This is a genomic window from Dietzia sp. B19 (assembly GCF_014145155.1).
GTDB classification, from domain to species: Bacteria; Actinomycetota; Actinomycetes; order Mycobacteriales; family Mycobacteriaceae; genus Dietzia; species Dietzia natronolimnaea.
Genome location: NZ_JAALED010000012.1, coordinates 16,342 through 28,384 on the forward strand (window position 1 = coordinate 16,342; position 12,043 = coordinate 28,384).

Consider the following 12,043-nt stretch of genomic DNA (forward strand, 5'->3'; position numbering starts at 1 on the left):
CCGCCGCTGTCGCGGGGACACGGTGCCGGACTCTGTCGAGTCCGGATCCTTGAACACGTGAACACCATCGGTGTAGTTCACTGGGAGCAACGCTAGGCCCGCGAGGGTCCGCGATCAATAGGACACGCGGTAAACCTCAACCTCAAGTTGAACTTGAGACCTGGCCGCGACCTGCGCACTGGTGCTGGAGTGGCTCCTGTGGAGACAGAAATACCTGGTCGCAGCGCTCAGGACGTGGGGCCGCCGGGCTCCTGCGGAGCGTCTCCACCACCGAGGAAGTCATCCGGGCTCACCTGGTCGAGGAACTCGCGGAACGCCTCCACCTCCTCCTCGCCCTGCTCCACCAGCGAGATCCCGACCTCGTCGAGCACCTCACGGCTGACCAGGACCGGGGACGAGGTCCTCAGTGCCACGGCGACGGCGTCCGACGGCCGGGCTGAGACCCGCGTGCCCTCGAAGACGAGCTCCGCGATGAACGTCCCCTCGGACACCCCCACGATCTCCACCTGCTCGAGTGGATGGGCGAAGGTCTCGAGGAGCGTCGCCACGAGATCGTGGGTCAGTGGCCTGCCCGGCTGCACGCCCTGCTGCTGGAGACTGATCGCGGCGGCCTCGGACGCTCCGATCCAGATCGGGACGTACCGCCCCCCGTCCTTCTCGTGCAGGATCAGTACTGGTGCGTACTCCGGCTCCTCGAAACGGATGCCGACGACGTTCACCTCTCGCATGTTCTTTCCCATGTCCTCCGCCTCTCCCACGGGTCCAGCCTAGCCCCGATCCGTCCCGGGGCGCGTGCGTCAGGACTCCAGCGCGTGCCGGACGGCCACGGTGACGAGCGTGGAGTGCAGAGCGACCGACAGCGCGGCGATCTCCCGGGCCAACTCGGCGGCGCGATCCCGTGCATCCGCGTCGCCCTGCCGTGCCACCGGGCCGGCGATCTGGGTGATGAGGCCCGTCTGCCGGTCGGCGGCCGTCCGGAAGCCCCGCAGATGACGGACGTCCACGCCGTGGCCGGCGAGGTCGTGCGCCGTCCGCGCGACCAGGACCGCCTCCGGGTCGAAGAATCCGCCGGGGCCGGCCACGATGAGCCCGGCGTCCACGAGGGAACCGACGAGCTCCGCGTCCACCCCCGACTGCTCGACCACGTCCTCACGGGTGAGGCGCAGAACGGTGTCGCTGCGGAAATCGTCCGGGGTCGACCCCGGCACACCGTCCCCGCCGGGCCGCGGGAGCAGGGCGGTCGTGGACCCGTCCGCGATCGCGGAGTCGAGCGCCTCCAACTCCTCACGGATCACCTTGAGGGGCAGATACCGGTCGCGCTGCGCCGTGAGGACATAGCGCAACCGTTCACGATCCCCGACGCTGAACCGGCGGTACCCGCTGGCGGTCCGCTCGGGGGTGACCAGTCCTTCGTTCTCGAGGAACCGGACCTTCGACACCGTGAGGTCCGGGAACTCCGGACTCAGGAGTGCGATGACGCCGCCGATGGAGAGGTGTCCCTCCTCGGTGGCGCCGTGTCCGGCGGCTGTCACTGCCCGGGCGTACCCGTCAGGAAGACGAGGCGGAACTTGCCGATCTGGACCTCGTCGCCGTTCGACAACGAGGCGTAGTCCACGGGTTCGCGGTTGACGTACGTCCCGTTCAGGGATCCGACGTCGACGACGTTGAACGTACCGCCCTCGCTCCGGAACTCCGCGTGGCGACGACTCACCGTGACGTCATCGAGGAAGATGTCGCTGTCCGGATGGCGGCCGGCCGACGTGGTGGCCTGGTCCAGGAGGAAACGGGAGCCCGCGTTGGGCCCTCGCTTGACCACCAGGAGCGCCTGCCCCTCGGGCAGTCCCTCGACACCGGTGACGGCGGGCTCGGACTGAGCCGCCTGCTGATCGGACTCGTTGAGAAGCTCCGCGCGGAACACCGAGGTGGTCTCGGCGGTCGCCTCGGGCATGTTCTTGTTCTCGGTCACGTTCGTCTCTCCTCGTCCGAGCCCGGGCGTGGGGCTCACCATGCGGTGCCTGCGATTCTATGTCGGACCGTCCGGCCGCGGGGCCGGGGGCGGTCCCTACCCCTCAGCCCTCCGTGATCTTGGCGTATCCGTCCGAGTCCAGCGTCTGCTCGAGCTGCGTCTCCAGATCGTCGACGTCCGGGATCTCGAGGACGACGATCCACCCCTCACCGTACGGGTCGGAGTTGACTAGCTCGGGCGACGTCTCGAGGGCGGTGTTGACCTCGACGACCTTCCCGCTCAGCGGCGCGTACAGGTCGGAGACGCTCTTGGGCGACTCGACCTCGCCGAACGGTTCACCCGACTCCGTCTCCCCGCCCACGTCCGGGAGCTGGACGAAGACGATGTCACCCAGCTTGGACTGCGCGTACTCGGTGATGCCGATGCGAACTCGGGTGTCGGACACCCGCTCCACCCACTCGTGCTCGTCGGTGTACCGGAGCTGGTCGGGGATGTTCTGGTCACTCACTGACGTGCCCTTCTCGCGTGGCTCACTTGGCGTGTACATCTGGCGACATTACACACCGCCGGACGGCCCCACTGCAGTAGATCCGGGACGGCGCGGGGGGACGGACCGCGCGATCCTCCAGGCCTGCCACAGGTAGATCGACCCGCTCCAGGAGTAGAGGCCCACACCCCAGTACAGGCACGCCTCTCCGAGGATCAGGAAACCCTCCCCGCCGGGGACTCCCGCGAACCCGGCGAGGAGCAGGGGAAGGGACCAGAACAGCGCGAACGTGGCGGCTTTGCCCAGGTAGGTGACCTCCGGTTCGATCCCTCTCCGGCGGTACACGGGGACGGTCCCCACCAACAGCGCGTCCCTGACCAGGAGGATCGCCACGACCCAGACAGGGATGTACCCGGCGACGGCGAAGGCCACGGGCACAGCGGCCACCAGGATGCGGTCGGCGAGGGGGTCGAGACGCTCGCCCCAGGTGGACCGCATGTTCCACAGTCGTGCGATCTTGCCGTCGAGCCAGTCGGAGACGACCAACGCGCCGAGGAGCCACAGCGCCAGCGGCGGGTCGTCCCAGACCAGGATGCTCACCACGAGCACCGGGATAAGCGCGATGCGCGCCAGCGAGATGACGTTGGGGAGCGTCCAGAATCTGTCGCTGACCTGGGGGTCACGCGGCGGCGGTTCGTACCCGAGACCGGGTGGCACCGCGGCGGAGAGGTGCCCGTCGCGCGGTTGCGGGATGCGCGCACCGAGGACCCTGCCCTCGCCGGTCCGCCATTCCCTCAGATCGGTCTCACGCCGTCCCTCCCGCGCCGCGCTCATCGGAAGGTCGACATCATCCCGGAGAAGACGTTGCCACCCGCCGCCATCGGGTTGTCGTGGACCATGTACGTCCACGTCGAGGTGGGCCGCGCCATCGCGTTGGCCACCAGATCCACCCCCGAATCGGTGAACTCGATCTCGGCGAACGTGGTCTCAGACTCCCGGACCGCGTCCGAGGCGAGGTCCCTGAAGTGATCGATCGCGATCCTGTGGAACTCGTCGAGGGGGTTCTCCCGCCCCAGGGCCCTGAGGTGGATGGACTCGCGGACGTCGTTCATCGTCTCCAGGTGACGGGCCCAGCCCCGGTCGAGGTGCCACAGCATGATGTCCCGGCACCCCTGCACCACGGCGTCACGGCCGTGCGTCTCCACGAGTTCGGCGCTGCGCCCGGGATCGTGCGCGGTGAGTTCCTCGAACGCCTTCTCCGTGACCAACAGGGCCGCCCTACGCTCGGCGAGGATGGCGCGTTGCTCGGCGAGGAGTCGGCTGTACCGCCAGGTGTTGGAGTGGATCGCGAGCATCTGGCCCTCGGTGACACGCTGGGCGTGGTCGACCGCGTCCCGGCCACGGTTGCCCTTGAGCAGCCCGCTGATCCTGTCGTGCGCGGTGGGGATCTTCTCGGGTTCCAGGGCCGAGGTCACGACCGGGTCGTCCATCGCGGCGAAGAACACCGAACTTCCGGGGTCTCCCTGGCGTCCGGCGCGCCCGCGCAGCTGGTTGTCGAGCCTCTCCGTCCGGTGCCGCCCGGTCCCCACCACGTGCAGACCGCCGAGTTCGACCACCTCGTCGCGGCGGGATTCGTCGGACCCACCCAGACGGATGTCCGTGCCGCGGCCCGCCATCTGGGTGGAGACGGTGACGTTGCCCACGTCCCCCGCCTCGGCGATGATGGCCGCCTCCTCCTCGTCGTTCTTGGCGTTGAGTACCACGCACTCCACGCCCTTCTCGGACAGGCGTGCGGCGAGCTCCTCCGACTCCGCGACGTCGTGGGTTCCCACGAGCACCGGCTGACCGGTCGAGTGGACGGCGGCGATGTGCTCGACGACGGCCCGGGTCTTGCTGTCGACGTCGATATACGTCCGATCGGCCTCGTCGACCCGGACGCAGGGGGTGTTCGGGTCGATCTGGGACACGCCCAGTGAGTAGAACTCGCGCAGCTGCGCCCCGGCCGCCAGGGCCGTTCCCGTCATTCCGCACACGCGGTCGTATCGGCCGATGAACGCCTGGACCGTGATGCTGTCGAGGATCTGACCGGCCTCCGAGACCGCGACCCCCTCCTTGGCCTCGACCGCCGCCTGCAGTCCGTCCGGCCACCGTTGCAGTTCGGCGACGCGACCCCGCGAGGCGTTGATCAGCTGGACCCGCCCGTCACGGACGATGTAGTCCACGTCCCGCCTCAGCAGGAAACAGGCGTGTAGGGCGACATTGACCTGGACCAGCGTCGTGGCGACATGCTCCGCGTCGTAGAGGTCCCCGATCCCCAGTTCGCCCTCGATCGCCTCGGCACCGTCGTCCGTCAGGAAGATGTTGCGCCGCTCGGAGTCGGTCTCGTAGTGGCGGCCCGCTCGCAGCTTCCGGACCGCGGAGAGGATCTCCCCCGTGGGCGCCTCCCCGGAGGTGGACCCGGCGAGCACCAGCGGGACCAACGCCTCGTCGACGAGGACCGAGTCGGCCTCGTCGACCAGAGCGACGTCGGTCGTGGGCGCGATGAGGTCCGCGGGATCGGTGACCAGCTGCTCCCGCAGCACGTCGAAACCGATCTCGGAGACGGACCCGTAGGTGATGTCGCAGGAGTAGGCGCCGCGACGGTCCTCGCGGGACGACGACTCGGTGACGTGACCCACCGTCAGCCCCAGGAGCTCGAACATCGGCCCCATCCACCGCGCGTCACGGGCCGCGAGGTAGTCGTTGACGGAGATCACGTGGACGGTGTGCCCCTGGAGTGCGTACCCGGCCGCCGCGACCGCACCAGAGAGGGTCTTGCCCTCTCCGGTCGCCATCTCCACCACGTCCCCCGCGAACATCCTCAGTGCGCCCTGGAGCTGGACGTCGAACGGCCTCAGTCCGACGGCTCGGGACGCGGCCTCCCGGGCCAGGGCGAGGAAGCGTGCGAGGTCCTCGGGGGACTCGCCGAAGAGCTGCAGATCGTGGGCGGCGTCCGCGAACTCGGCGTCCTCCATTCCCGAGGCCCAGTCGTCGAAGCCGTGGGACGCCTCGACCGCACTCTGCGCGCGCGAGGTGTCCCGGCCCTGGGTGGAGCCCATCAGCTTCCAGAAGCGGTTGGCGAATCCCACGCGTGGAGTCCTTCCCGGTCTACAGAACAGTTGATGCCACCGTACGCAGGGGCTGACGGGTTCGGCGGCGCACCCCGCTGCTCGCTGCGTCAGCGATCAGGGTCGATCTGCCCGCGCAGCCTGCGCATCGCCTCGGTGGAGAGCATCCGGTCACCGGCGCGGGCCGCCAGGTGCTCGGCCGTGAGGTCCGCGGGACTGGGCGCATGCACGGTGGACGGAGGCCTCACACCGTTCTCGCGCGCGATGTCGTCGAGCCGCGCGGCCTCGGACACCGCGGCGTCGGCGCGGGTCTCCACCGATTCCACCAGTTCGCGGAACGCGACCGCCCGCTCGACCACCTCGGCCCAGACCTCGTCGATAGCCGCGCCCATCCCGGTCAGGATGGTGAACCCGTCACGCGCGGGTGGGACACCCGGCGTCGCCGCCGTCTCGCGGAGTCGGCAGAGGTCTCCGGCGAGCCCCACCACCTCGGTCTCCGCGTCGAACTGCAACCGGATCTCCTCCACTGATCGCCCCCCGCGCACGTAGGCCCGGATCAGTCGGTCGTACAGCCCGCCGACCTCCATGAGCAGCGCCGTGTACATCTCGGGCAGGCGGCGGTTGTCCGCCCGGATCCGTGGGAGAGAGGGCAGCGACTCCACCACGGCCTGGACACGGTGCGGCAGGACGACCCTTCCCATCTCGCGCTGCCCGTAGGCGGCCGCCGCGGTGCCCAACTCGACCATGGTCTTGGGCACCATCGGCACCGGTGCCCTCGTCGGAGTGGAGGCGAGGGCGTCGAAGAGCCGACCCCGGTCCTCCGGGTCCAGGTGGACCCCTCGCTTGCGGTCTGCGCGGATGTCCTTGATCCGATATGCGAAGACACCTGCGCCGCGGGTGAACCCGGTGCGCAGGGCGACGTACCTCCGGTCGAGGTCTGCCAGACGGGTGCGCAACGCCACCCTCAGGACCGACGGCAACGGGGTGCCGAGCAGCCGCCTGAGGTCGTGACGTTGTTCCTCGATCACACGCAATTGGTGGAAACCGCCGACTGTGGGGAAGGGCAGATTCCGGTGGAGTCGCGCGAGCACCACGTCGACGATCCGCGGTTCGACGAGACCACAGGCGACCAGCAGGGCCGCCCGATCGGAGAGTTCTCGGGGTCCCGAGGGGGCCGTGCCCGCGCACAGATCGTCGACGTGGCGGATCAGGCGGGCGCGGGCGTCCTCGCCGTCACCGTCCTGATCGTGACTGGTCATACCCGAGCACCCCTCCCCCGCTCCGGCGGTCACCGCCGATGGACTTCATGCTGCCATGATGCCCCCTTCGGGGATCACATGCCGTCCCGCTCGACCGGAGCGCGGATCCGTCGACGCGCCACGAGTGGGGCCCTACTACTGCTCGGTCGCGATCCGTACGACCATCTTCCCGGTGGTGGCGCCGCGCATCATGTCGAGAAACGCGTCCAGTGTTCTCGATGCCGTCGACGACGGTCTCAACTTCCCGACGGACAGCCGCGACGTCGCGTGGATCGTCACCCAGAACTGTCGCAGGAGGCGACTCGCGGCGCTGGTGTGACGCCTGCGCCCGTGAACCCGGGAGAGGCCGTCACCTCACCTGTCGTCGCGTAGTGGCACCCGGACGTCCCCACCCGACTCCTCGGTGATCCGGCGGCCCATCTGCACGTACGTCGGCTCGGAGACGAAGCCCCCGGCGAAGAGCGCCTGTCCCTGTGCGAACGAGGCGGATCGCCGTATCTGGTCTTCGCCGGCGAACCCGAACACCTCCGCGAGCTCCAGGAGGTCCCTGGGCGAGTTGACGCGCATCAGACCAAGGTTGTCGCACTGCGAGAGCACGTTCGGGTGGATCTTGTTCGGACGCTGGGTCGACAGCAGCAACCACAGCCCGAACTTGCGGCCCTCGGCGGCGATCTGGACCAGTTGGCGGGTGAGCGCACGCTCGACATCGTCCTGGGGGTCCGGCGAGCAGATGTTGTGCGCCTCGTCGATCACGACGAGGATCGGACGTCGCTCCTCGCGCCGCGTCCACAGGTGTTCCAGGACGGCCAACGCCGCGACCTTGGATTCGGCCGGGTGTTGGAAGCCTCCGAGATCCAGCACGGTCGCGCGGGGGCGCTCGTCGATGACGTCCACGACGGAGTTCCCACCTCGGGACCACAGATCCCATTCGAGCACCTGGAGGTTCTCCATCCGGTAGGACAGCCGAACCTCCCCAGGGTCGGTCGACGCTCGCATCCGGTCTATCGCGGTCGTGGGGTCGAAGTGCTCCGCGCGGACGTCGGCGTGCAGGAGGACGTTGTACTCCTCGGCGTCCGCGATGGGGTCAAGCTGCATCAGAGCGGCCTTGGACGCCGGGGACAGGTCGAGATACCGGGCGTGCAGACGCTCCCCCGCGCCGGCGGACGAGCGGAACACCCGGATATCCAGCTCTGACAATCGAGCCGAGTCCGCCCGGTCGGCGTCCTCCCGCGACTCGGGTAGCCGGACGAAGTCGGCGTTGGGGTCCAGGACGACCATCGGGAGTTCGGTGTGCAGGAGCAACTGTTCGAGCACGACCCCCAGCGCGTAGGTCTTCCCGCTGCCGCTCTGACCGCACCAGAAGGTGTGACGGTTGAAACGACTGGCGTCGAGCCGGGCCGGGACGTCCGGAGCGCCCACCGCGCTGCCGATCGTGATCTCGGTCATCGTCACCCCTCATGAGCGCTCTGGTGGAGGAGATCCCATCTAAACACCGGCGTGTAGCCCCGAGGCGCGAAATGAGACAGGGCGGTCTCCCTCGTGGAAGACCGCCCTGCTCGTGTGTTGTGTCGGGCTGACAGGATTCGAACCTGCGACCCCTTGACCCCCAGTCAAGTGCGCTACCAAGCTGCGCCACAGCCCGCCCGCCACCGCGTCTCGCGCGGCGACTGGATCAGACTAGCGCACGCCTGTGGGAGCGCTCCAATCGCCTGGTCACTTGCGCTGTCGACGCTCCTTGACGCGCACGTTCACCCGGACCGGGGAGCCGTCGAAGCCGAAGGTCTCGCGCAGCCGCCGCTCCAGGAACCGCCGGTAGCCGGCCTCCAGGAACCCGGTGGAGAAGAACACGAACGTGGGGGGCCGGGTGGTGGCCTGCGTACAGAAGCGGATCCGCGGGAGCTTCCCGCCCCGCATCGGCGGCGGGGTGGCGGCCACGACCTCGCTCATCCACGTGTTGAGTGGACCGGTGGGGATGCGCTTGTCCCAGGAGTCGAGTGCGCCCTCCATCGCCGGCACCAGCTTGGCCAGGGCACGGCCCGTGGTGGCCGAGATGTTCACCCGGTAGGCCCACGTGAGGATCTTGGACAGCTCCCTGTCGATCTCCTTGTCCAGGTCGTACCGGCGGTCCTCGTCCACCAGGTCCCACTTGTTGAAGGCGATCACCAGCGCCCGACCGGCATCGGCGACCATGGAGATGACCCGCAGGTCCTGCTCCGTGATCGGTTCGGAGGCGTCCAGCAGCAGCACCACGACCTCGGCGGCCTCGATGGCACCACGGGTGCGGAGCGAGGCGTAGTACTCGTGCCCGTAGGCCTGGTTGACCTTCCTCCGCAGACCGGCGGTGTCCACGAAGCGCCAGGTCTTGCCGCCCAACTCGACGAGCGAGTCCACCGGGTCGACGGTGGTGCCCGCGACGTTGTCGACCACCGACCTCTCCTCGCCGGTGAGCTTGTTGAGCAGGCTCGACTTGCCGACGTTGGGCTTGCCGACCAGCGCCACGCGCCGCGGCACGTCGGTCGTCTCACGCATCCGGGCCTTGGAGGGCAGCCGGCGGAGGATCTCGTCGAGCAGGTCGGCGGTGCCGCGGCCGTGTGCGGCGGAGATGGCGTAGGGCTGGTCGAGGCCCAGCCCCCAGAACTCGGCCGACTGCAGCTCGGCCTTCTCGCTGTCGACCTTGTTGACCGCCAGGATCACGGGGGTGTCCGAGCGGCGCAGGCTCTTGGCCACGGTCTCGTCCGCCGAGGTGATGCCCACGTTCCCGTCGCACACCAGGACGATGAGGTCGGCGGTGCCCATGGCGATCTCGGCCTGCTGGGCGATGGAGCGGTGCATGCCCTTGGCGTCCTGCTCCCACCCACCGGTGTCCTGCACCATGAAGGTGCGGCCGTTCCACAGGGCTTCATAGGAGACGCGGTCCCGGGTCACCCCGGGGACGTCCTCCACCACGGCCTCGCGACGACCGATGATCCGGTTGACCAGCGTGGACTTGCCCACATTGGGCCGTCCCACGATGGCGACGGTGGGCAGGATCTCCACCCCGTCGATCTCGGCGCCGATCTCGTCGGCCCACTCCTCGGCCACGGCGTCCCAGTCCGTGTCGTCGTTCCACGCGTCCTCGACGGTCTCCTCGACCGGACCCGTGGGGAGGTCGAAGTCCTCGTTGCTGCTCACTGTGTGTTCCCTTCTGCGGCGTCGCCGTGCGACGCGTCGGCGCCCTCCGCGAGTGCGACCAACCGGTCGAGCACCTCGTCGAGGGTGAGGTCTGAGGTGTCGATGACGATCGCGTCCTCGGCCGGCCGGAGCGGGCTCGCGGCGCGGGTGGAGTCCTTGCGGTCCCGCTCGATCACCGCGGCCAGCACCTCGTCGTAGTCGGCGTCACGGCCGGCGGCGCGATCCTGTTCGGTCCGGCGCCGGGCCCGGATCTCCGGGCTCGCGGTGAGATAGACCTTCACCTCGGCGTCGGGGAGCACCACCGTGCCGATGTCGCGGCCCTCGAGGACGACCGTGCCACCTCCGGAGGCCAGGCGACGCTGGAGCCCGACCAGGTTGGCCCGGACCTCCGGGACGGCGGAGACCGCCGAGACGCCCGCGGTGACACGGGCGGTGCGGATCTCGTCGCTCACGTCCTCGCCGGCGAGGAGGATCCGCTCGGATCCCGCGTCGGTGCCGATCTCCATCGGCAGATCGGCGGACGTGGCGATCACCGCGGCGGCGTCCTCCGGGTCGATCCCGGCGCGCAGAACCTGCAGCGTGGCCACCCGGTACATCGCACCGGTGTCGAGGTACGCCCCACCGAGCCGCTCGGCGAGCGTCCGGGCGAGCGTCGACTTGCCGGTACCGGCGGGACCGTCGATCGCGATCCGTCGCCGCGGGACGCCGGCGGGTCCGGCCGGCGCGCTCACAGGCCCACCGCGGAGTAGAGATCCGAGACCTCTTTACGGTTGAGCTTCCGGAAACTCCCCGCGCGCTGGTCGCCCAGCGCGACGGCGCCGAAGCGGATCCGCACCAGCGACTCGACGGGATACCCGACCTCGTCGAGGATCCGGCGGACGATGTGCTTACGCCCCTCGTGGAGCACCACCTTGACCAGCGAGCGTCCCTCGTGGACGTCGACGATCGCGAACTGGTCGACCTTGGCCGGGCCGTCCTCGAGCTCGATGCCCTCGCGTAGCTTCTTGCCGACGCCCTTGCCGACGACCCCCGTCACGGTGGCCATGTAGGTCTTGGACACCTCGTAGGACGGGTGCATCAGACGGTGCGAGAGCTCGCCGTCGTTCGTCACCAACAGCAGCCCCTCGGTGTCGGCGTCCAGGCGGCCCACGTGGAAGAGCCGCTGTCCGGCGTCGACCCGGTCGGCGACCAGGTCGCCCACACAGGGCCGACCCATGTCGTCCGACATGGTGGTGTGGTACCCGCGGGGCTTGTTCAGCGCCAGGTAGACCAGGTCGTCGTCGAGGACGATCCGGGTGCCGTCCACGCGGATCACCGCCGTGGTGGGATCGACCTTGACGCCCATCTCGCGCACGATCTTCCCGTTGACCTCCACCCGCCCTCGGGCGATGAGGTCCTCCGAGGCCCTGCGGGAGGCGATCCCGGCCTGTGCCAGGATCTTCTGGAGGCGGACCGGTGAGCCGTCTCGGCCAGCGGACTCAGTCATGAGTGCGTCACATCTCTTCGTTCTGGTGTTCATGGGCGGGGTCGGGCGCAGCGGTTCTGCGCCGCCCCAGGGGTATCCGCGGGTCCTCCGCGGGATCGTCGCTCATCTCGTCGACCAGGTCGACATCCGGCAGCAACGGGGCGATGTCCGGGAGCTCGTCGAGCGACGTCAGCCCCAATCTTTCCAGAAATAGCTCCGTGGTCCTATACAGGATGCCCCCGGTGTCCGTATCGGTGCCGCATTCCACGGCCAGACCGCGGGCCACGAGGGTCCGCATCACGCCGTCCACGTTGACCCCGCGGACGGCCGCCACGCGCGACCGTGTGACGGGTTGCCGGTAGGCGATCACCGCGAGGGTCTCGAGTGCCGCCCGGGTGAGGGTGGACCGGGTGCCGTCGGTGAGGAGGCGCTCCACGTACGGCGCGAACTCCCGACGCGTGTAGAGGCGCCACCCCTCGTCGGTCCGCCTCAGATCGATCCCGCTGCCCACCCTCGTGAGGTCGTCCCGCCACGCCCGCAGCTCGGCCGCCACCTCCGCGGGCGTCGAGCCCGCCGCCGCCGCCAGGG

The 12,043-nt window shown here is 69.4% G+C and carries 13 protein-coding genes and 1 tRNA gene; 1 reads left to right on the forward strand and 13 read right to left on the reverse strand.

The window, feature by feature from the left end; genetic code table 11:
- Nucleotides 1-227 precede the first annotated feature (227 nt).
- The 7 genes from G6020_RS00630 to G6020_RS00660 all read right to left on the reverse strand — a co-directional run bounded on the left by G6020_RS00630 (nt 228) and on the right by G6020_RS00660 (nt 6,819).
- Nucleotides 228-728, reverse strand: coding sequence for a bifunctional nuclease family protein (locus tag G6020_RS00630; RefSeq protein ID WP_095719041.1), 501 nt, complete (start codon nt 726-728; stop codon nt 228-230).
- A gap of 69 nt (nt 729-797) precedes the next feature.
- A complete protein-coding gene (locus G6020_RS00635; protein ID WP_095718998.1) occupies nt 798-1,532 on the reverse strand; it encodes a MerR family transcriptional regulator in 735 nt (244 codons plus the stop codon).
- Nucleotides 1,529-1,948 (reverse strand): FHA domain-containing protein, encoded by a 420-nt coding sequence (locus tag G6020_RS00640; RefSeq protein WP_182609318.1) that lies wholly within the window; start codon nt 1,946-1,948, stop codon nt 1,529-1,531. The genes G6020_RS00635 and G6020_RS00640 overlap by 4 nt, the downstream gene beginning before the upstream one ends.
- 121 nt (nt 1,949-2,069) lie before the next feature.
- Nucleotides 2,070-2,513, reverse strand: coding sequence for a glycine cleavage system protein GcvH (gene gcvH, locus G6020_RS00645; RefSeq protein ID WP_182609311.1), 444 nt, complete (start codon nt 2,511-2,513; stop codon nt 2,070-2,072).
- 9 nt (nt 2,514-2,522) lie between these two features.
- A complete protein-coding gene (locus tag G6020_RS00650; protein ID WP_182609312.1) occupies nt 2,523-3,287 on the reverse strand; it encodes a CDP-alcohol phosphatidyltransferase family protein in 765 nt (254 codons plus the stop codon).
- Nucleotides 3,284-5,581 carry an accessory Sec system translocase SecA2 gene (gene secA2, locus G6020_RS00655; RefSeq protein WP_182609313.1) on the reverse strand — a complete coding sequence of 766 codons (2,298 nt, stop codon included), beginning with the start codon at nt 5,579-5,581 and terminating at the stop codon, nt 3,284-3,286. Before secA2 ends, G6020_RS00650 begins: the two co-directional genes overlap by 4 nt.
- Before the next feature lie 89 nt (nt 5,582-5,670).
- Nucleotides 5,671-6,819, reverse strand: coding sequence for a hypothetical protein (locus G6020_RS00660; RefSeq protein WP_182609314.1), 1,149 nt, complete (start codon nt 6,817-6,819; stop codon nt 5,671-5,673).
- A gap of 190 nt (nt 6,820-7,009) precedes the next feature.
- On the opposite strand from G6020_RS00660, the gene G6020_RS17390 reads away from it, so the two are divergent.
- Entirely contained in the window at nt 7,010-7,138 is a 129-nt protein-coding gene (locus tag G6020_RS17390; RefSeq protein ID WP_259846787.1) for a hypothetical protein, read from the forward strand.
- Between the two features lie 35 nt (nt 7,139-7,173).
- Here G6020_RS17390 and G6020_RS00665 read toward each other — a convergent pair whose 3' ends face one another.
- The 6 genes from G6020_RS00665 to scpB form a co-directional block, all read right to left on the reverse strand.
- Nucleotides 7,174-8,265, reverse strand: a complete 1,092-nt coding sequence (locus G6020_RS00665) for an ATP-binding protein (protein WP_182609315.1) — start codon at nt 8,263-8,265, stop codon at nt 7,174-7,176.
- Nucleotides 8,266-8,387: 122 nt separating this feature from the next.
- Nucleotides 8,388-8,461: transfer RNA gene (locus G6020_RS00670), tRNA-Pro, on the reverse strand.
- Between the two features lie 71 nt (nt 8,462-8,532).
- Complete coding sequence (der, locus tag G6020_RS00675) at nt 8,533-9,990, reverse strand: ribosome biogenesis GTPase Der (protein WP_095719359.1); 1,458 nt, start codon at nt 9,988-9,990, stop codon at nt 8,533-8,535.
- A complete protein-coding gene (cmk, locus tag G6020_RS00680) occupies nt 9,987-10,721 on the reverse strand; it encodes a (d)CMP kinase (RefSeq protein ID WP_095719360.1) in 735 nt (244 codons plus the stop codon). The genes der and cmk overlap by 4 nt, the downstream gene beginning before the upstream one ends.
- Nucleotides 10,718-11,572: a pseudouridine synthase gene (locus G6020_RS00685; protein WP_347237952.1), complete on the reverse strand. Its 855-nt coding sequence runs from the start codon at nt 11,570-11,572 to the stop codon at nt 10,718-10,720. Before G6020_RS00685 ends, cmk begins: the two co-directional genes overlap by 4 nt.
- The coding region (gene scpB / locus G6020_RS00690; RefSeq protein ID WP_182609317.1) for an SMC-Scp complex subunit ScpB at nt 11,484-12,043 on the reverse strand (560 nt) is incomplete at its 5' end. The genes G6020_RS00685 and scpB, both read right to left, overlap by 89 nt.

What these genes read in the sequence shown, in the direction of transcription:
- G6020_RS00660 (WP_182609314.1), bottom strand. Translation starts at nt 6,819, where the DNA reads ATGACCAGTCACGATCAGGACGGTGACGGCGAGGACGCCCGCGCCCGC.
- G6020_RS00650 (WP_182609312.1), bottom strand. Translation starts at nt 3,287, where the DNA reads ATGAGCGCGGCGCGGGAGGGACGGCGTGAGACCGATCTGAGGGAATGG.
- G6020_RS00640 (WP_182609318.1), bottom strand. Translation starts at nt 1,948, where the DNA reads ATGCCCGAGGCGACCGCCGAGACCACCTCGGTGTTCCGCGCGGAGCTT.
- G6020_RS00665 (WP_182609315.1), bottom strand. Translation starts at nt 8,265, where the DNA reads ATGACCGAGATCACGATCGGCAGCGCGGTGGGCGCTCCGGACGTCCCG.
- G6020_RS00630 (WP_095719041.1), bottom strand. Translation starts at nt 728, where the DNA reads ATGCGAGAGGTGAACGTCGTCGGCATCCGTTTCGAGGAGCCGGAGTAC.
- gcvH (WP_182609311.1), bottom strand. Translation starts at nt 2,513, where the DNA reads ATGTACACGCCAAGTGAGCCACGCGAGAAGGGCACGTCAGTGAGTGAC.
- G6020_RS17390 (WP_259846787.1), top strand. Translation starts at nt 7,010, where the DNA reads ATGTCGAGAAACGCGTCCAGTGTTCTCGATGCCGTCGACGACGGTCTC.